This window comes from Enterococcus sp. DIV0167 (assembly GCF_050541555.1).
In the GTDB taxonomy this organism is placed as follows: Bacteria; Bacillota; Bacilli; order Lactobacillales; family Enterococcaceae; genus Enterococcus; species Enterococcus faecalis.
Genome location: NZ_CP172933.1, coordinates 1,745,585 through 1,765,232, shown reverse-complemented (window position 1 = coordinate 1,765,232; position 19,648 = coordinate 1,745,585). Strand labels below are relative to the sequence as shown.

Annotated in this window: 17 protein-coding genes; 16 read left to right on the top strand and 1 reads right to left on the bottom strand. The window is 36.7% G+C overall.

What is annotated here, in order from left to right; genetic code table 11:
• Nucleotides 1-28 precede the first annotated feature (28 nt).
• The 10 genes from IGM09_RS08515 to IGM09_RS08470 all read left to right on the top strand — a co-directional run bounded on the left by IGM09_RS08515 (nucleotide 29) and on the right by IGM09_RS08470 (nucleotide 8,309).
• On the top strand, nucleotides 29-1,165 hold the full coding sequence (locus IGM09_RS08515; protein ID WP_002366956.1) for an MraY family glycosyltransferase: 1,137 nt from the start codon (nucleotides 29-31) through the stop codon (nucleotides 1,163-1,165).
• A 121-nt stretch (nucleotides 1,166-1,286) separates the two neighbouring features.
• Nucleotides 1,287-2,075 carry a glycosyltransferase family 2 protein gene (locus IGM09_RS08510; RefSeq protein ID WP_002359892.1) on the top strand — a complete coding sequence of 263 codons (789 nt, stop codon included), beginning with the start codon at nucleotides 1,287-1,289 and terminating at the stop codon, nucleotides 2,073-2,075.
• Nucleotides 2,075-2,902, top strand: a complete 828-nt coding sequence (locus IGM09_RS08505) for a glycosyltransferase (RefSeq protein ID WP_033625057.1) — start codon at nucleotides 2,075-2,077, stop codon at nucleotides 2,900-2,902. Before IGM09_RS08510 ends, IGM09_RS08505 begins: the two co-directional genes overlap by 1 nt.
• A gap of 3 nt (nucleotides 2,903-2,905) precedes the next feature.
• Nucleotides 2,906-3,619, top strand: a complete 714-nt coding sequence (locus tag IGM09_RS08500; protein ID WP_033625056.1) for a glycosyltransferase family 2 protein — start codon at nucleotides 2,906-2,908, stop codon at nucleotides 3,617-3,619.
• 121 nt (nucleotides 3,620-3,740) lie between these two features.
• Nucleotides 3,741-4,607: a glucose-1-phosphate thymidylyltransferase RfbA gene (gene rfbA, locus IGM09_RS08495; RefSeq protein ID WP_002364387.1), complete on the top strand. Its 867-nt coding sequence runs from the start codon at nucleotides 3,741-3,743 to the stop codon at nucleotides 4,605-4,607.
• A gap of 12 nt (nucleotides 4,608-4,619) precedes the next feature.
• Nucleotides 4,620-5,192, top strand: a complete 573-nt coding sequence (gene rfbC, locus IGM09_RS08490; RefSeq protein ID WP_002356893.1) for a dTDP-4-dehydrorhamnose 3,5-epimerase — start codon at nucleotides 4,620-4,622, stop codon at nucleotides 5,190-5,192.
• A 24-nt stretch (nucleotides 5,193-5,216) separates the two neighbouring features.
• Nucleotides 5,217-6,245 (top strand): dTDP-glucose 4,6-dehydratase, encoded by a 1,029-nt coding sequence (gene rfbB, locus IGM09_RS08485; protein WP_002359895.1) that lies wholly within the window; start codon nucleotides 5,217-5,219, stop codon nucleotides 6,243-6,245.
• A gap of 92 nt (nucleotides 6,246-6,337) precedes the next feature.
• A complete protein-coding gene (rfbD, locus tag IGM09_RS08480; RefSeq protein ID WP_002356895.1) occupies nucleotides 6,338-7,180 on the top strand; it encodes a dTDP-4-dehydrorhamnose reductase in 843 nt (280 codons plus the stop codon).
• Between the two features lie 53 nt (nucleotides 7,181-7,233).
• Complete coding sequence (locus IGM09_RS08475) at nucleotides 7,234-7,959, top strand: glycosyltransferase family 2 protein (RefSeq protein ID WP_010713252.1); 726 nt, start codon at nucleotides 7,234-7,236, stop codon at nucleotides 7,957-7,959.
• A complete protein-coding gene (locus IGM09_RS08470) occupies nucleotides 7,959-8,309 on the top strand; it encodes a DUF2304 domain-containing protein (protein ID WP_010713253.1) in 351 nt (116 codons plus the stop codon). Before IGM09_RS08475 ends, IGM09_RS08470 begins: the two co-directional genes overlap by 1 nt.
• 73 nt (nucleotides 8,310-8,382) lie before the next feature.
• Here the strand turns inward: IGM09_RS08470 and IGM09_RS08465 are convergent, their stop codons facing one another.
• Entirely contained in the window at nucleotides 8,383-8,724 is a 342-nt protein-coding gene (locus IGM09_RS08465) for an EamA family transporter (protein ID WP_002356899.1), read from the bottom strand.
• Between the two features lie 246 nt (nucleotides 8,725-8,970).
• On the opposite strand from IGM09_RS08465, the gene IGM09_RS08460 reads away from it, so the two are divergent.
• From IGM09_RS08460 to IGM09_RS08435, 6 genes are read left to right on the top strand one after another with little or no spacing between them, the layout of a single operon-like run.
• Nucleotides 8,971-9,765: an ABC transporter permease gene (locus IGM09_RS08460; protein WP_002356900.1), complete on the top strand. Its 795-nt coding sequence runs from the start codon at nucleotides 8,971-8,973 to the stop codon at nucleotides 9,763-9,765.
• Between the two features lie 12 nt (nucleotides 9,766-9,777).
• Entirely contained in the window at nucleotides 9,778-10,995 is a 1,218-nt protein-coding gene (locus tag IGM09_RS08455; protein WP_002356901.1) for an ABC transporter ATP-binding protein, read from the top strand.
• Nucleotides 10,985-14,128, top strand: a complete 3,144-nt coding sequence (locus IGM09_RS08450; RefSeq protein ID WP_033625055.1) for a glycosyltransferase — start codon at nucleotides 10,985-10,987, stop codon at nucleotides 14,126-14,128. Before IGM09_RS08455 ends, IGM09_RS08450 begins: the two co-directional genes overlap by 11 nt.
• 11 nt (nucleotides 14,129-14,139) lie before the next feature.
• Nucleotides 14,140-16,281 (top strand): glycosyltransferase family 2 protein, encoded by a 2,142-nt coding sequence (locus IGM09_RS08445; protein WP_033625054.1) that lies wholly within the window; start codon nucleotides 14,140-14,142, stop codon nucleotides 16,279-16,281.
• Nucleotides 16,282-18,285: a DUF7657 domain-containing protein gene (locus tag IGM09_RS08440; RefSeq protein WP_002383759.1), complete on the top strand. Its 2,004-nt coding sequence runs from the start codon at nucleotides 16,282-16,284 to the stop codon at nucleotides 18,283-18,285.
• A 28-nt stretch (nucleotides 18,286-18,313) separates the two neighbouring features.
• A complete protein-coding gene (locus IGM09_RS08435) occupies nucleotides 18,314-19,615 on the top strand; it encodes an EpaQ family protein (protein ID WP_113826058.1) in 1,302 nt (433 codons plus the stop codon).
• The last annotated feature ends 33 nt before the right edge of the window (nucleotides 19,616-19,648 follow it).

The following is a 19,648-nucleotide window of genomic DNA, read 5'->3' as shown; positions in this document are numbered from 1 at the left end:
CCTGAACGAGAAGAAAGTGGGTTCGACTATGTCACTATTTATTTATGAAGTTTTGATACGTTTATTTATGACATTTATCTTATCTTTGCTATTAACACCACTTGTTAAGCTTCTAGCGTTTCGGATTGGCGCCTATGATGCACCAGGAGAGCGACGAATCAATACCAAAAATATGCCTACAGCAGGAGGACTTGCAATCTACATTGCTTTTGCTAGTTCATGTTTATTGATTTTTCGTTCGATTATCCCACAAGATTATATTTGGCCGATTATTTTGGCTGGTGGAATGGTTGTTTTGACAGGCCTCATTGATGATATTAAAGAGATTACTCCAATGAAAAAAACAATCGGTATTTTGTTAGCAGCATTAGTTATTTATTTTGTTGCTGGAATTCGGATAGATTTTGTGACGTTGCCAGTTGTTGGAATGATTGATTTACGCTGGTTTAGTTTACCACTAACTTTATTGTGGATTTTAGCGATTACGAATGCAGTAAATTTAATTGATGGTTTGGATGGTTTAGCATCAGGCGTATCCATTATTGGATTAACCACGATTGGTATTACAGGGTATTTTTTCCTACATGCTAAAACGGTCTATATTCCAATTGTTATTTTTATTTTAGTTGCGAGCATTGCGGGATTTTTCCCATACAATTTTTATCCGGCTAAAATATTTCTAGGAGATACCGGGGCGTTATTCCTCGGGTTTATGATTGCAGTAATGTCGTTACAGGGCTTGAAAAATGCTACGTTTATTACGGTAATTACGCCAATGGTGATTTTAGGTGTGCCAATTACGGATACGGTTTATGCAATTATTCGACGGCTATTGAACAAGAAGCCCATTTCCTCAGCAGATAAAATGCATTTGCATCACCGCTTGTTATCTTTAGGTTTTACCCATAAAGGGGCGGTCATGACTATTTATGCGTTAGCGTTAGTTTTTTCCTTTGTTTCTTTATTGTTCAGCTATTCAAGTACAGTAGCATCAATTTTATTAATTGTCTTTTGTTTAATTGGCTTAGAACTATTCATTGAACTAATCGGTCTAGTTGGCGAAGGACATCAACCGTTGATGTATTTGTTACGGATTTTAGGGAATCGTGAATATCGTCAGGAGCAAATGAAAAAGCGACTTGGCAAGCATTCTAAGAGAAAGTAAAGAAATCTTTAGGTTGCTTTGCGAGAGCGTAAACCTATGATATAATTCCATTAAACTTAAAAAAGTATATGTGTGAAACATATGCTTTTTTTTTAAGACGATGTTTCAGTAGTAAGGAGAAATGAGCATGCAAGAAATGGTAACAATCTCGATTGTCACTTATAATAGTCGTTACATTTTTAATGTACTAGACCAATTAAAAGCTGAACTAGGTACTGATAGTATTTATGATATTCATATCTATGACAACCATTCTGAAACAGCGTATCTTGAAAAATTAACAACATATGAACCATTTATTACTATCCATCGCGCTGAAGAAAATCAAGGGTTTGGTCATGGTCATAATCAAGTGTTATTCAATGCTTCGACAAAATATGCAATTATTTTTAATCCCGATGTTTTGGTTACTAAAGACGTGCTTGATCGTCTATTAGACCGTATCAAAATAGATAAGAACATTGCAGTCGTTAGCCCTAAAGTGTTAAATGAAGATGGCACGACGCAATATTTAGTTCGTCAAAAATTAGATGTCTTCGATTATATGTTACGTTTTATTCCCTTTCAATTTGTAAAGAAAATTTTTGATAAACGTTTGAGTATTTATGAATGTCGCGATTTGTCGGATACAGAAACAACGGATATTAAAATGGGCTCAGGCTGTTTTATGTTGATTGATCGTGAAAAATTCGTTGAAATTGGTGGGTTCGATGAACGTTTCTTCATGTACTTTGAAGACAACGATTTATGTTTACGTTTTGGCAAAGCAGGCTATCGGATTCTCTATACGCCTTTTGAAACGGTTGTTCACATGTATGAAAAGGGCGCCCATAAAAGTCGAAAATTGTTTAAAATCTTTATGCAATCAATGGGGAAATTTTTTAACAAATGGGGCTGGAGGTTCTTTTAATGAGTCAAAGATTAGCGGTAGTCATCGTCTTATATCAAATGAAAATAGCTGATACGCCGAATTATTTGTTATTAAAAGAAGTGGTAAATCATCCCGAATTGCACTTATTTATTTATGACAACAGCCCACTTCCTCAAGAAGATGCATTATTTTTACAACAAAATGTTACTTATCGACATAATCCTGATAATCCAGGCCTAGCGACCGCTTATAATGAAGCGATTGCTTTTAGTCAAGCGAATCAATGTGAATTATTGTTGCTCCTTGACCAAGACACAGAAGTGCCAGCCTCTTATTTTGATACGTTGATCATCATGCCATTAGATCCGACTGTGGCAGTCTATGTTCCAATTGTAGAAGCAAATGGACAACAAATTTCGCCAGTTTATAGTGATCAATATGTTGGACTTAAAGGAGCAAAGCCAACAGCAGGGATAGCCAACCAACCGTTGATGGCTATCAATTCTGGTACAGTCATTACGGCAGAAACACTGCGCTGGTTGGAAGGATTTTCGGAAGAATTTCCTTTGGATTATTTAGATCATTGGTTCTTTTATCAATTGAATCAAGCCAATAAAAAGATTGAAGTCTTACCAATCCACCTAAAACAAGAATTGTCTGTTTTAGATTATCGTACAATGAGTCCTCAACGTTATCGCTCTATTATTGAAGCAGAAACGTTATTTTATCGTCGATATGATCAAGAAAAGTTTTCCCATCATCGACGCCATTTATTTTTACGCAGTAGTAAGCAATTTTTAACTGTCAAAAATCGCCAAATTTGGCGGCAAACATTGGCAGAATTTCTCAAGTTAATGAAAGGATAATCTATGATCTCAGTTTGTATTGCGACATATAATGGAGAAAAATATCTCGCGGAACAATTAGATAGTATTCTTTTACAAGTCAGTGAAGAAGATGAACTAATTATTTCAGATGATGGTTCTACTGATCATACGTTGGAAATTTTGAGGACGTATGCAGCGAATTATCCCCAAATTCAATTGTTACAAGGTCCAGGGCAAGGAGTGATTGCTAATTTTGCATTTGCGCTTACGCATACGAAAGGCAAAGTAATATTTTTAGCAGATCAAGATGACGTTTGGTTGCCAAATAAAGTAACGACGGTGACAGAATATTTTGAAACGCACCCTGACATCCAAGTGGTTATTAGTGACTTGAAAATTGTTGATGCGGATTTACAAGTTACCAATCCCTCTTATTTTAAGTTTCGAAAAGTCAAACCAGGATTTTGGCGAAATGCGATAAAAAGTGGCTATATTGGGGCAGGTATGGCCTTTCGTCAAGAGATGAAAAACGTCATTTTACCCATTCCGCCGGAAGTTCCTATGCATGATATGTGGATTGGCTTATTAGCTGCACGGAAGAAGCAAACGGGTCTCATTAAAGAACCATTAGTGCTTTACCGAAGACATGGAGCGAATGTCAGCCCTATTATTACCAAAACAAGTTTCCAACAAAAATTAAATTGGCGTGTGAATTTATTAAAAGCTTTACATCAGCGTTTAAAGGAACAGCGCTAAACCTTTACAGATTTGTAAAATTTACGTAAAAAACATGACAAACCCTATGCTTAATGCGATAATAGGGAAGGATATTTGGTTTTATAGAAACTAAAAATAGAAGTATTTAAGGAGATTGTTCATGAAAGGAATTATTTTAGCAGGCGGAAGCGGGACACGCTTATATCCGTTAACAAAAGCAACATCAAAACAATTAATGCCAATTTACGACAAACCAATGATTTATTACCCAATGTCAACGTTAATGTTGGCGGGAATTAATGAAATTTTGATTATCTCTACACCAGAAGATACACCACGTTTTGAAAGCTTATTCGGCGATGGCCATGATTTAGGCATTCATATCGAATACGCGGTACAAGAAAGCCCAGATGGTTTGGCGCAAGCATTTATTATTGGTGAAGAATTTATTGGTGATGACAGTGTCTGCTTAGTTTTAGGGGACAATATTTATTATGGTGGCGGCTTATCAAAAATGTTGCAACGAGCGGCTTCTAAAGAGTCAGGGGCAACAGTCTTTGGTTACCATGTAAATGATCCAGAGCGTTTCGGCGTGGTAGAATTTGATGAAGAGATGCGGGCGCTTTCTATTGAAGAAAAACCAGCACAACCGAAGTCAAATTACGCAGTGACAGGTTTGTATTTTTACGACAATGAAGTGGTTGAAATTGCAAAAGGGATCAAACCGTCAGAACGTGGGGAATTAGAAATAACAGACGTTAATAAAGTCTACCTTGAAAAAAATAAACTTTCTGTTGAGGTAATGGGCCGTGGCTTTGCTTGGTTAGATACAGGCACACACGAATCCTTATTAGAAGCGTCAACATTTATTGAAACAATTGAAAAACGTCAAAATTTAAAAGTCGCTTGTTTGGAAGAAATTGCTTATCGAATGGGCTATATTACAAAAGAACAATTGGTAGAATTGGCACAACCATTGAAGAAAAATGGCTACGGCCAATACTTGCTACGTTTAGCAGCAGAATAGGAGCGAAGAAACGTGAAAGTTATTGATACAAAATTACAAGATGTCAAAATTATCGAAATGGATGTTTTCGGTGATCATCGTGGCTTTTTTACAGAAAGTTATTCCAAAGCTAAATTTGCAGAACATGGATTAGACTTTGATTTTGTCCAAGATAATCATTCATTATCAACAGAAGCAGGTGTCTTGCGTGGATTGCATTTTCAAAAAGGCGAAGCTGCGCAAACAAAACTAATTCGCGTTGTAACAGGTGCGGTATTAGATGTGATTGTTGATATTCGTAAAGGGAGTCCAACCTATGGTCAATGGGAAGGCTACATTTTATCAGAACATAATCACCGTCAGCTTTTAGTACCAAAAGGTTTTGCTCATGGTTTTGTCACCTTGACACCGAACGTGAATTTTATGTACAAGTGTGACAATTACTACAATGCGGCAGCAGACGGCGGTATTGCTTTTAACGATCCAGCGTTAGCTATTGATTGGCCAATTGCGCCAGAAAAAGCGATTACGTCAGAAAAGGATCAAAAACATCCAACCTTAAAAGAATTTGAAGCGGAAAATCCGTTTATCTATGGCGAAATTTAAGAAAAAAGTAGGAGAGTTTCAATTATGAAAAAAATCATCGTAACAGGTGGAGCTGGTTTTATCGGCTCAAATTTTGTTCATTATGTTGTAAAGAATCATCCAGAAGTTCATGTAACTGTATTAGATAAATTAACGTATGCAGGAAATGAAAAAAATCTTGAAGGTCTACCAAGTGATCGTGTGGAATTAGTCGTAGGAGATATCGCTGATGCTGAATTAGTTAATCGTTTAGTCGCTGAAACAGATGCGGTCGTTCACTATGCTGCTGAATCGCATAACGACAACTCATTAAACGACCCATTCCCATTTGTACAAACCAATCTGATTGGGACGTACACATTGATCGAAGCTTGCCGTAAAAACAATGTTCGTTACCACCATGTATCGACTGATGAAGTTTATGGCGATTTACCTTTAAGAGAAGATTTACCAGGACATGGAGAAGGCGAAGGGGAAAAATTCACTGCCGAAACGCCTTACAATCCTTCAAGTCCTTATTCTTCAACAAAAGCAGGATCTGACTTGTTAGTCAAAGCGTGGGTTCGTTCTTTCAACTTACAAGCAACAATTTCAAATTGTTCAAATAACTATGGTCCATATCAACATATTGAAAAATTTATTCCTCGTCAAATTACCAATGTCTTAAGCGGCATTACACCAAAACTTTATGGTGCTGGTAAAAATGTTCGTGACTGGATTCATACAAACGACCATTCTTCGGCTGTTTGGGCAATTTTAACAAAAGGGCAAATTGGCGAAACATATTTAATCGGAGCCGATGGTGAAGAAGACAATAAAACAGTGATGGAATTAATTTTAGAATTAATGGGACAACCTGTTGATGCCTATGAGCATGTCAACGATCGTGCAGGACATGACTTACGTTATGCGATTGATTCAACCAGATTACGCGAAGAATTAGGTTGGGAACCAGAATTCACGAATTTCCGTGAAGGCTTGGCAGAAACAATCAAGTGGTATACAGAAAATGAAGACTGGTGGCGTGCAGATAAAGAAGCTGTTGAAGCAAAATATGCACAAAATGGTCAGTAATTTTTTCTGACATGTGAGATAACAGTCGAAAGGCGATGGCAAAGTACAAAAGCTACTTTGCCCTGCCTTTTTTTCAAGAAGGAGCGAAAAAAATGATTTTAATTACTGGTGGAAATGGCCAATTGGGCACAGAATTACGTCACCTATTAGACGAACAAGGAATTGAGTATGTTTCGACGGATTCAACAGAATTAGATATTACTGATGCGGATAGTACGTTGGCAAAAGTGAAAGAAATTCAACCAAGCGTCATTTATCATTGTGCTGCTTATACAGCTGTTGATAAAGCAGAAGACGAAGGCAAGGAATTAGATGAAAAAGTGAATGTAGATGGCACACGTCATGTTGCAGAAGCTGCTAAAGCAGTGGGGGCGACACTTGTTTACGTAAGTACAGATTACATTTTTGATGGAACTAAAAAAGAAGGCGTCTATGCGATTGATGATCAACCGAATCCTTTAAATGAGTATGGTCGGACGAAGTTATTAGGGGAACAAGCGGTACAAGAAATCCTGGACGACTATTATATTATTCGAACATCATGGGTATTTGGTCAATACGGTCATAACTTTGTCTTTACCATGCAAAAATTAGCGGAAACAAGAGACCAACTAACGGTAGTGGACGATCAGTTTGGCCGCCCAACTTGGACAAGAACGTTAGCCGAATTTATGGCATTTGTTATTGCAGAAAAAGCGCCATTTGGTGTTTATCATTTGTCTAATGAAAACAGCTGTAGCTGGTATCAGTTTGCTAAAGAAATTTTAAAAGATACTGAAGTGGAAGTACTGCCAGTGGATTCAACTCAATTTCCACAAAAGGCGCAAAGACCACAATATTCTGTCATGGATTTAAGTAAAACAGAAGCGTTAGGCTTTAAAATTCCTACTTGGCAAGAAGCCTTAGCACAAATGTTAGAAAATGTTCAACAATAAAAAACTTAACTAAAGGGTTTTTGGGTAGAGAGAAAGTGGAAAGGTGTTCTTCTATGAAAGTTCTTTTAATCATTCCTGCTTACAATGAGGAAGAAAATATTTTGCGGACGATTGCTTCCATTGAAACATTTAAACAGGAAGTTACGCATTTTCAACATGAATTGGATTATGTGGTAATCAATGATGGTTCGACAGATAGAACCAAACAAATTTTAGAAGCCAACCAAATTAATGCCATTCATTTAGTGTTGAATTTAGGTATTGGCGGGGCAGTACAGACAGGCTATAAATACGCCTTAGAAAATGAGTATGATGTGGCGGTTCAGTTTGATGGTGATGGTCAACATGATATCAATAGTTTACCTGTCTTACTGGAACCATTAGCAGAGGGTAAATGCGATTTTTCGATTGGCTCTCGTTTCCTTCCTGGAAACGAAGCGGCTTTTCAAAGTACGAAAATGCGCCGTTTTGGTATTCGTTTGTTATCCTTTTGTATTCGAATGGCTTCTGGTAAAACAATTTATGATGTGACTTCTGGTTATCGAGCGGGAAATCGGAAAGTGATTGCTTTTTTTGCAAAGCGTTATCCGACAAATTATCCTGAGCCAGAATCGATTGTTCACTTAATAAAAAAACACTTTGTGATTGTTGAAAGACCTGTCAATATGATGGAACGGCTTGGTGGTGTTTCTTCGATTCGTGCATTGGCTTCTGTGAAGTATATGCTGGAAGTCGGCTCAGCAATTCTGATTGCTGCCTTTATGAAGGAGGGAGATTAATGCTACCAACCGTGTTATGGCTAGCTTTATTTTTATTTGCAATTGGCTTTTTCTTATACATTATTCGAGGAATTAATAAAAATATTTTTCTCCTAAAAAATGCTTTGATTTGGTTATTAATCTCAATTGTCTTAATTATTTTTGCTATTTTCCCGCATTTGGCAGAATGGTTAGCAATGGCCGTTGGGTTTGAAACAACGTCAAACTTTTTATTATCAGCTGCAGTGATTGTCCTTTTAATTATGGAAATTAAAAATTCTGTGTTGATTTCAAAACACGAAAATCGCATTAAAACATTATTGCAGGAATTATCTATCATGAAATCTGAAGAAAATAAAAAAGATCGCTAATGTGTAGTGACCCTTAAAAGTTGGACCTGAAAGTCTAATTTTTAAGGGTCAGCTCAATGAATAGCGATCTTTTTTATTTAAGATTCATAATCACAATGCCGACAATAATAACCACAGCACCAATAAGGGCGTTCGTTGTGATCGTCTCTTTTAGAATCAGATTTGAAGCGATTAAAATAGCAATGTTTGTACAGGCAACGCCTAAAGGAACAATGTAAGAAACATCGGAACGACTAATAATTAACATCCATAAAATAAAACTAATTAAATAACAAAATAAACCTAATAAAGAAATAAGTGAGATATTCATTGAAAAGATTGTTTGTTGGAGTTGGATGTTCAAACTGCTAGAACCTAGTTTAAATAAGACCAGACCAGCAGAAGACAGAAATACGTAAATAATAAAAAGAACCATAATTTCCCTTCTCTCAAAAATAGTTTCCGTGCAAAAAATGCAAGACCTCCATTATTGTAGCATAATCTCCTAAAAATTGGACAAGATTTTTTAATATAGCGAAATCAGTTAAATTTTTCTTTATAAAAAGGGGTCTACTATTGAAAAGCTAGGCGTTTATCGATAAAATAGAAATGTTGTTTAAAATGGCATTTTTGTATCCAAAAATTTTAGATAAAAATAGTTTATTACGGAAGGAATAAGTATATGTTTAAAGAAACATTTTCAATTTTCAAGAATATTTTTCAGAACAAAAAATTGTTATTACAATTTTCATTTAATGATTTTAAGGCCAAGTATGCTGGTTCAGCACTAGGAATTGTCTGGGCGTTTTTAACGCCATTAGTAACTGTTTTGACGTATTGGTTTGTCTTTTCTGTAGGCCTTCGTTCTAGAGCTGGCGACAATATGCCATTCATTGTCTATTTAGTAACAGGGATGGTACCTTGGTTCTTCTTTTCAGATTCGTTATTATCAGCCACGAATGTGTTTCGTGAATATAGTTATTTAGTTAAAAAAGTCGTGTTTAATGTACAAATTTTACCAACGTCTAAAATTTTATCGAACTTGTACACCCACTTGTTTTTCATTCTAATTGGTTTTGTAATTACTACAGCTAACGGTTATTATCCAAGTTTGTACAGTTTGCAATTAATTTACTACTTAGCTTGTTTATTAGTCTTTTTAACAGCAATTACGTGGATTACTGCTTCAACACAACCATTTTTACCTGATATTATGCAATTTATCAATATCATTATGCAAACAGTTATGTGGACATTGCCAATTTTATGGCAACCAACTGGAATGATTGCGACAATCTTAAAAATCAATCCATTATATTATATTGTTCAAGGATACCGCGAATCTTATTTAGGCGGTGCATGGTTCTGGGAACATTGGCAATATAGCTTATATTTCTGGGGAGTTACTATTGTTTTACTATTAATTGGCTCAACCGTGTTTAGACGCTTAAAACCACATTTTTCAGATGTACTATAAGGAGAGAACGACATGTCAGAATATGCAATCGATATCCAACATATTACCAAAACATACAACATGTATAAAAAGCCGTCCGATCGGTTTAAAGAAGCGCTTAGTCCAACCAAAAAATCTTACCACGATTTGTTTTATGCGTTAGACGATGTCACGATGCAAATTAAAAAAGGCGAGATGATTGGCTTTGTCGGCGAAAATGGTTCTGGAAAATCAACCATGTTAAAAATTATTACAGGAGTATTAACGCCAACCTCCGGGTCCATGGTGATTAATGGGAAAATTTCAGCGTTGCTTGAATTAGGTTCAGGTTTTAACCCTGAATATTCAGGATATGAAAATATTTTCTTAAATGGAATGGTCTTGGGTTTTTCCCGAGAAGAGATGGAAGAGCGTGTCCAAGATGTCATTGATTTTGCTGACATCGGCGATCATTTGTATCAACCAGTTAAGACATACTCTAGTGGTATGTTTGTCCGCTTGGCTTTTGCGGTAGCCATTAACGTGGATCCCGATATTTTAATTGTCGATGAAGCGTTGGCTGTCGGGGATTTAGAGTTTCAATTAAAATGTATGGAAAAATTTACAGAAATTAAAAATTCTGGTAAAACAATTTTATTTGTTTCTCACGATGTAAACTCCATCCGCCGTTTTTGTGATAGAACTTTTTGGTTGCAACACGGGAAAGTCGTTGAATATGGAGATACGATGGACGTGACTACCAATTACGAAAACTTTTTGAAAAAGAAATCAATTAAAACAGTTGACCGCGAAGCGACCATGAAAGATGAAACCCCAACGCCAGATATTATTGAAGTGGATCATGCGGAACTTTTAAACGCGGATTATGAACCCTTAGAAATGGTAACGCAAGATGAAAAAGTGATTGTAAAAATTGAATATACTGTCAAAAATGACCAAATTAAGAAGCCTGTTTGTGGGGTCGCTATTCGAACAGTGGACAACCATTATGTCTGTGGCTTAAATACGTTATTAGATGGCGTGCAAATTCCTTGGAAAAAAGGACGGAATGTTTTTTATTTAGAATATGAAAAAATGTCATTATTAACAGGTGAATATTATTTTGATATTGCTTTCTTTGAGGAACATGCAACAGTCCCATTAGTCTACAAAACAAAATACGTGACGATGTTTATTACCGGTCGTTATGCCGGAGAAGGAATTGTCATCTTAGATCATAAATGGAAGGATACGACAAAAGATGAAGTATGATTTTGAAATGGAAACAGACGAGAGTACCAGTGTTGGGAAAATCGTAGCACAAATCAAAGAAAATAGTGATGTCTTGGAATTTGGTCCAGGTAATGGGCGAATGACTAGCTATTTGATGGAAGAAAAAAAGTGCCAGGTCTCAATTGTTGAATTAGACAAAGAACTTTATGATCATGTCAGTCAATTTTCAACAGATGCCTTTTATGGCAATATTGATGAAAATGATTGGGTCGAATACTTTGCTGGTAAGACGTTTGATTATATCGTTTTTGCAGATGTGTTGGAACATTTAATGAATCCTCAAAGCGCCTTAGCAAAAGTCAAACCATTTTTAAAACCAGGTGGTCAAATTTTAATCACGTTCCCTAATTTGGCGCATAATTCGGTCTTAATTGATTTATTTAATAATCGTTTAACGTGGAATGAAACTGGGCTGTTGGATGCTACGCATAAATCATTCTATTTACAAGAAGGATTTGAAAAAGTTTTTGCAGAAGTAGGTTTATACATTGCCAAAGAAGATTTTACATTTAATCAAGTTGGCTACAACGAAATTCCTACGACGTATGAAGCGTTACCTGTAGAAGTACAAGCAGCTTTTAAAGCGCGTCCCTTTGGCGAAGTGTATCAGTACTTTTTTGCCTTGACTGCTGAACCAGTAGAACAGCCAGAGCGAGTGACACCAGTAAATTCATACAATGAAAAAAACGTTCATATTTTAATTAATTGCGGCGAAGAAAAAGAGACTGAGTTGGATCAACCAGTTGATTTACAAAAACCTGAAACAAAACAGTTCCAACTGAAGATACCAGAAGACGTCCAACTGATAAAATTATTCCCAAGTTTAACGGGGGCAATTGTCAAATTATCCATGACGATAGACGGCGAGACAGTCCCAGTCGCAGCCACGAATGCTTTTCTGGTACAAGAGAATATCTATTATTTCTTAGATACGCAAGTACCTGTAATCGAAGTAACCGATGCACAAATGGCAGGCAAAGACCTGACAGTGGCCATTGATTATTTCTTTGAAGGCAATTATTCAGAACGTGAAAATACCTTTATTCATGCACTGTTAGATGAAAGAAATCAATTTTTAGAAGAAATGAATAAACAGACGGAGACTGCCCCTATGCCTACTGGAAAATATAAACGAATCACGTTAACTAAATTTGATAAAATGATTAATTTAACCATCGATGATATTGCTCGCGATGTAGAAAATAACGTTTCTGTTATCAGAGGGTGGGCGTATGACAAACAAACAAATTATCCGCTAAGATTCAGCATTGCAGAAGCTAGTGAATCAGTCACTTATACGGTGGAAACAGAATATCGTCGGGATGTTATTGATATGTTTGAATTAGAAGGCGATCAAGATTATGGTTTTGTCATTACGATTAAAGATCCAGAAGATTTACCAGCCTACACGTTAAACATTGACACCAAATCAGGTCAGAAGGTTCAATACGTGGTGGAGCGTCCAAACATGGTTCAACCAGGTACGAAATTTGATCGAGCATGGCGTTCGATTCAAACACGTGGTTTGATGGGCTCAGTGAAGTGGTACTTTAAACGACAAGAAAAAGCAGAAGCCCCTGTTGACGTGGAGGCAGTTTTAGCGGAAATTAAAACGTTCCAATTTCAGCCTAAAATTTCTGTCGCTGTGCCTGTTTATAATGTCGAAGAAAAATGGCTTGCAGCATGTGTCTCTTCTTTACAAAGTCAGTACTATGAAAATTGGGAGTTATGTTTAGCAGATGATGCATCGCCAAGCGAACATATTAAGCCCATGCTAGAAAAATATAAAGAACTAGATCAACGAATTAAAGTTATTTATCGCGAAGAAAACGGACATATTTCAGAAGCAACTAACTCAGCTTTGTCGATTGCTACTGGCGATTTTGTTGGTTTCATGGATAACGATGATGAATTAGCGCCACAAGCATTATATGAAGTGGTCAAAGCTTTAAATACAGACCCAACGATTGATTTTCTTTATACTGATGAAGATAAAATTACAGAAAATGGTCGTCGCTTCAACGCGTTTTACAAATCGGACTGGAATCCAGAACTGATTTTAAACCATAATTACATTACACACTTTGTTGTTGTGAAACGTGATTTATTAGAAAAAGTAGGCGGATTGAACTCAGCATATAACGGTGCTCAAGACTATGATTTCGTATTACGAGCAACGGAACAAGCAACGAAAATCAAGCATATTCCTGGTATGATGTATCATTGGCGTGCCATTGAATCATCGACTGCTCTAAACCCTGAAAGCAAAGGTTACGCCTATGTAGCTGGTCAAAAAGCGGTCCAAGCGGCGACGGAACGCCGTGGCTTAAAAGCACAAGTAGAGATTGCCGAATTTTATGGTTCCTATAAAATTAACTATCTTTATGATCATGTGCCGATGGTATCATTGATTATTACGAATGATACAGAGAATATGAGTAGTTACTTACGTCAATTATTAGAAAAAACTGCCTATACAAATTATGAAATTCTATTGCCTGCACGCTTCGAGAATCAAATAAATATCCAAAATGACCGTCTTCGTTATGTTTCAACAGAAACTCGTCATGGCATGATTCAAGCTGCTAAGGGAGAATATGTGGCTTTATTAAATGCTGGATTGGTACCAACGAAAAATGATTGGTTAAAAGAGTTAATGAACATTGGTCAACAAGAGACCTCTGGTTTAGTGACTGGCCGCGTAGTTGACGCACGCTATCGCGTGGAAACGGTGGGAGTATCAGTTGATACAGACAAAGGTCGATTACTTTATCCTGAAAAAGGCACCCCTGGTAAAAGCTTAGGTTACTATTACAGAATTGCTTTACCAAGAAATATTCAAGCAGCAACTGAAGACTGCTTACTATTCAACAAACAACTTTACCTAAATTTAGAAGGAATTAACGAAAGCTTAGGAAAAGAATGGATGGGTGTCGATTTATCGTTACAATTTGCTAGCGCTGGTAAACGAAATGTATATGTGTCCTATGCAATTTTGAAAGCAGACGAAAAAATGCAAAACCATGATAAAAAAGGATCTTATAAAGAACTTGCGGAAAAATGGACCGCGGAAGCTTTAGTTGATCCCTACCGAAATCCGAAACATCTATAAGGAGAATGCACATGAATGAAGACATTAAGGTGATCTTTGATAGTATCTATCGCGACAAAACAACAAATAATTTAACCATTACAGGTTGGGCGTTAGATACAATCACTAAAGAAAGCCCAACTTTCACAATTAATAATGAAAACCAAGTGTCCGCTTATAACATTCAGCGCGTTTTACGTGAAGATGTTAATCAAATTTATCAAACAGAGCCTGCGATTGAAGCTGGCTTTGTTGTTACACTTGAAGGAATTAAACAAAAAAAAGTACTCCCTTTTAATTTTCAATCATCAGCACATGTTGTAACGGTGGATTTCCCCTTGAATAAAAAATATCCAGTGATTCCAGGGACAGAAGATAAAGTGACTCGTCTTTGGATAAAAGCCAAAAAAGGATTTAAGTATATGGCTAAAAATGGTATTTCTCATACCATTCAACGAGCGAAAATTGAGAAACTGAGAAATCAAGCTTCGTATCCTAACTGGTTAGCTAGAAATGAAGTACTTGACATAGAAGCGATGACACAAGAAATCGCAACATTTCATTACCAACCTAAAATTTCCATTGCGATGCCAGTGTATAATGTTGAAGAAAAATGGCTTCGGTTGTGCATTGATTCTATTTTGAATCAAGTCTATACTAATTGGGAATTATGTATGGCCGATGACGCCTCAACAGATCCCAATGTCAAAAAGATTTTAACAGAGTACCAACAATTGGATGAGCGAATTCGGGTCGTCTTTCGTGAACAAAATGGTCATATTTCCGAAGCGACCAACTCTGCTTTAGCGATTGCTACCGGAGAATTTGTCGCCTTACTAGACAACGATGATGAATTAGCAATCAATGCTTTTTATGAAGTGGTTAAAGTGCTTAATGAAAACCCAGAACTAGACTTAATTTATAGTGATGAAGATAAGATTGACATGGATGGAAATCGTTCTGATCCAGCCTTTAAACCAGATTGGTCACCTGATTTACTTTTAGGAACCAATTACATTTCGCATTTAGGTGTGTATCGTCGGAGTATTCTAGAAGAAATTGGCGGCTTTCGAAAAGGTTACGAAGGTTCTCAAGACTACGATTTAGTTTTAAGATTTACTGAAAAAACGACAAAAGAACGCATCACACATATTCCAAAAGTTCTTTACTATTGGCGGATGCTGCCAACCTCAACAGCAGTGGATCAGGGCTCAAAAGGTTATGCTTTTGAAGCGGGGCTAAGAGCCGTGCAAGATGCGCTCGTTCGTCGAGGTATTAATGGTCATGCAACGCATGGGGCGGCGAATGGCTTATACGATATTTATTATGACATTGAATCTGAAAAGTTAGTCTCAATTATTATTCCAACTAAAAATGGCTATAAAGACGTACAACGTTGTGTTTCATCGATTATTGAAAAAACAACCTACCAAAATTACGAGATTATTATGGCTGACAATGGAAGTACAGATCCAAAAATGCACGAATTATATGCAGAATTTGAACAACAATTACCTGGTCGCTTTTTCGTTGAATCAATCGATATTCCATTCAATTTCTCAACTATTAACAATCGTGCAGCGAAAAAAGCGCACGGAGAGTATTTATTATTTTTAAATAATGATACCGAAGTGATTACAGAGAATTGGTTAACCTTGATGGTTTCATTTGCTCAGCAAGAACGGATTGGCTGTGTAGGTGCGAAATTATTGTATCCAAATAATACGGTCCAACACGCAGGCGTTATTTTAGGATTAGGTGGTGTCGCTGGACATGGTCATTATGGTTATCCCCATGGTGACTTAGGCTATTTTGGTCGGTTAGCTATTAATGTTAATTATTCAGCAGTAACTGCCGCATGCTTACTTATGAAAAAAGCAGATTTTGATGCAGTTGGTGGTTTTGAAGAAGCGTTTACCGTAGCTTTCAATGATGTTGATTTATGCTTGAAAGTCCAAGCTTTAGGACGTGACAATGTCTGGCTTCATGAAGCAGAGCTTTATCATTTTGAATCTCAAACTCGTGGATATGATGATAAAGGCAAAAAGAAAAAACGTTTTGAACAAGAAAAAGTGATGATGGAAGAAAAATGGGGACCTTCAATTGAAAATGATCCATTTTATAATCCTAATCTGACAAGGGATATTCCCAACTTTTCATTACGAATTGACTAGATGCAATTGCGGATGACGAAATGGAGCGAAAAGATGGAACAACAACTAACTACAAGAAAAGAAAAACAACCATTACGCAACCAAGCTGAGCAGAGCGCTCGCTTGGTTGATCATTTGTTACGCTGGCGCTATCTGCTAGCGGCAGTCATTTTTATTTTACTGGTAGCCTTTAAAGTCCATGGTAGTTCATTAAACATGTGGGATGCGTATGTTTCTGAATATGCGGATGGTCAAAAAAGTTCATTAATTGCTGGTGAACCAAGAGGTGTTCGCTCGGATGAATGGCTCGTTCAAACCCCATTTAGCCTCTCACAAACACAAACAGGTTTGAAAACACATAATGATGTGATTACGTTAAATGGGCAAGACATGGTGGTAGGCTATAATTCACCAGCGTGGAATCTGGCCACGTTAGCGAAACCTTTTACGTGGGGCTATGTACTATTAGGCAAAGAATATGGCTTATCATGGTATTGGAATCTTAAATTAATTGGCTTAATTTTATTTTCTTTTGAAATTGGCTTGATCGTCACACGGCGGAATAAATATTTAGCTTTGTTAGCAAGTGTTTGGATTCCGTTTTCTTCGGCCCTTCAATGGTGGTTTGTCTCGCCAGTTGGAGATTTAGTATTTTTTGGCTTAGGTTTTTTAGTGGGAATTTATAATTATTTCTATTATCATAGTAGTGTTCGACGTCGTGTCATTTGTGCGATAACGGCTGTTATTATGGCCTCAGGATTTGTTTTAGTTATTTATCCTGCGTTACAAGTACCACTTGGTTATTTGATTTTATTATTTTTAATTTTATTCTTTTTAGAATTTCGTAAAAAAATTAAGTTGGATAAGTGGGATGGGGTCCTGATAGGTGGGGCACTCTTGATGACGGCGATTATTGTTGGCGGATCGCTATATGGCTCATTGGATTCCTTAAAAGCAGTAATGGATACCGCTTATCCAGGAAAACGGGTAAGTTTAGGTGGCGATATGCCTAAACGCGATATTTTGTTATTTTTAACAAATTGGAAAATGCCGTTTCAAGATGTTCCATATTCAAATAATTCGGAAATCAGTAGTTTTTATCAATTATTTTTTGTTATTTTGCCGCTCTCACCATTTATTTTTTATAAAAAAATCAAAGAAAACATTTACGGTTTTGTCTTATTCGTGTATTGTTTATTTAACTTAGTTTGGATGAGCGTGCAATTTCCAACAATTTTTGCTAAGTTGACATTGTGGTCTTATGTGCCAGAACAACGGGCGATGTTATCCTTTGGGTTTGCCGCTGTGTTATTGAGTTTATGGTTCATCGATTATTTATGGAATCGCCAAGCAAAAATTCCAATGATGGCCTGGTTAGGGGCGCTAGGATTAAATGTTGTTCTGTATTTCTTTGTTTTATATACGGGCAATTTACGGTTATATGTTACACGAATGGACATCATTGGTGTCTTGGTTGTCGCTACCGTTTTAATTGTTGCTTTATTTAAACGTTGGCGCACGTTATTTGTCCTTGTCTTATTAGGAATCATTATGGTTTCTGGAGCCTTTGTAAATCCAATTTCTCGTGGCGTTTCTGCTGTCTATGGAAAAAAATTAGCGGTAGAAGTGGAAGAAATTAACAAAAAAGACCCCAACCAATTGTGGGTGGGCGAACGCTTGATGTATGGCTATTTGCCAATGTTAGGTGTGCATACATTTAACGGTGTTGCTTTTACACCTGACTTAGAGGCTTGGAAACCATTAGATCCAAAAGGAAAAGACACATTTATTTATAATCGCTATGCGCACATCAATGTTGAAGTAGGAAATCAGACCCCTGTTTTAGAGTTGATGCAAAAAGATGCGATTATTGCTCGTTTATCTCCAGAAAAATTAAAAGAATATGGGATTAAATATGCGGTCGTTTATAAACCATTAGAACCGTTAGACACACCAACGATTCATTTTGAAAAATTATATGGACCTGATCAGAACGGGGCATATATTTATCGAATAAACGACTAGTGATTCATTCATGGAATGAGGTTTGAATATGGGAAAAGTATTGAATAGAATCGGTCGACTTATTTTATTAGTTACAATGATCGGCTCGTATACGATGTGGGTCGTAGGAATTGATGCGCCAGTCACAAAATATATGTATGCCAATAGTTCAATTTTATTATTAATAGCAGTAATACTTGTACTGCTATTAAATTGTACGAAATTAAAATTTATTGACTGGCTAACCGTTGCGTTGGCGTTAGCCACCTGGCTCTTGTTTCACTTTACGGAATCAATCCGTCATAGCACAATGCAAACAGATACAATGATTCCTTTAATTATTTTGTTGGTCCTTTGTTTTAAAGTTTGTGTCTTTGACCGTGTGGATCAAACGCTTTTATTAATTGTCTCTTTAGTTGCTTTGAGTGCGACTTTGTATCGGATATCCGTGGAGTTGCCTCAGTTGATTCCAGCAGACGAAATTTTTAAAGAATCAAATAAACTAGAAAGTATTTGGATTAATACCAATACGATTGGTGCAACGTTGATGTTTTCAACAATGATGGCCAGTAGTTTGATCAAAGCATACAGAAACAAGGTTTTTAACCTGCTGCTTTTACCTGTATACATTGGTGGTGTTTTAGGTACATGGGTCAGTCAATCCAAAACCTCGTTTGCCATTTTAGTTGGTTTTATTCTGGTGGACAATCTTTTACCAAAACGTTTCTTGCAACGTTCGAAAGTTTGGCTGTTTGGTTTTGTCGGAGTAGTTGCATTGGGACCATTGTTGTTTTACTTATGTGCGGAATCGGATACTGTTGATTTATTTACAGGAAGAGAACGAATTTGGCATGAGTTTTTTGCTAAATGGTTATCTGATCCTCAACATATTAAAGTCGGTATGGAGCCTTTTGTGGCCTCATGGAAACCGCTGGGGACACATAATGCTTTTCTATTTACGTTAAGTAATTTCGGTGTCATTGGCTATCTGATTTTATTTGGTTTTTTAGTCAGTATGATTTTATTGATTGGTTTCCGCAAAAAAACATTGGATCGTTTGCAAGTTAGTTTACTTTTAGGCTTCCTTTTAATCTGGATTCATTCATTTATGGAAGATATTTTATTAGCGCCTCATTGGATGCCGATAGTTTATAGTTTCCTTGGGCTAGCCTTCTACTTCCGGCCAGAGAAAAAACGAGGAAGACATGAAAGACCAACGACACCTAAAAGAAGAAAACGAGTGAAACAAACAAGTCCTGTTAGCAATGAAGAGCGCCCGATAGCACCTGTTGACGAAGAGGGCTGGGACCAACCTGAAGAATTAAGTCGTGTCCAAAGACATCGCAGATAATTTTCATCCTATAGAACTTTCTTGTCCGCTGAC

Coding starts and splice junctions, on each gene's coding strand:
- IGM09_RS08515 (WP_002366956.1), top strand. CDS start 29: ATGTCACTATTTATTTATGAAGTTTTGATACGTTTATTTATGACATTT.
- IGM09_RS08510 (WP_002359892.1), top strand. CDS start 1,287: ATGAGCATGCAAGAAATGGTAACAATCTCGATTGTCACTTATAATAGT.
- IGM09_RS08505 (WP_033625057.1), top strand. CDS start 2,075: ATGAGTCAAAGATTAGCGGTAGTCATCGTCTTATATCAAATGAAAATA.
- IGM09_RS08500 (WP_033625056.1), top strand. CDS start 2,906: ATGATCTCAGTTTGTATTGCGACATATAATGGAGAAAAATATCTCGCG.
- rfbA (WP_002364387.1), top strand. CDS start 3,741: ATGAAAGGAATTATTTTAGCAGGCGGAAGCGGGACACGCTTATATCCG.
- rfbB (WP_002359895.1), top strand. CDS start 5,217: ATGAAAAAAATCATCGTAACAGGTGGAGCTGGTTTTATCGGCTCAAAT.
- rfbD (WP_002356895.1), top strand. CDS start 6,338: ATGATTTTAATTACTGGTGGAAATGGCCAATTGGGCACAGAATTACGT.
- IGM09_RS08475 (WP_010713252.1), top strand. CDS start 7,234: ATGAAAGTTCTTTTAATCATTCCTGCTTACAATGAGGAAGAAAATATT.
- IGM09_RS08470 (WP_010713253.1), top strand. CDS start 7,959: ATGCTACCAACCGTGTTATGGCTAGCTTTATTTTTATTTGCAATTGGC.
- IGM09_RS08465 (WP_002356899.1), bottom strand. CDS start 8,724: ATGGTTCTTTTTATTATTTACGTATTTCTGTCTTCTGCTGGTCTGGTC.
- IGM09_RS08460 (WP_002356900.1), top strand. CDS start 8,971: ATGTTTAAAGAAACATTTTCAATTTTCAAGAATATTTTTCAGAACAAA.
- IGM09_RS08455 (WP_002356901.1), top strand. CDS start 9,778: ATGTCAGAATATGCAATCGATATCCAACATATTACCAAAACATACAAC.
- IGM09_RS08450 (WP_033625055.1), top strand. CDS start 10,985: ATGAAGTATGATTTTGAAATGGAAACAGACGAGAGTACCAGTGTTGGG.
- IGM09_RS08445 (WP_033625054.1), top strand. CDS start 14,140: ATGAATGAAGACATTAAGGTGATCTTTGATAGTATCTATCGCGACAAA.
- IGM09_RS08440 (WP_002383759.1), top strand. CDS start 16,282: ATGCAATTGCGGATGACGAAATGGAGCGAAAAGATGGAACAACAACTA.
- IGM09_RS08435 (WP_113826058.1), top strand. CDS start 18,314: ATGGGAAAAGTATTGAATAGAATCGGTCGACTTATTTTATTAGTTACA.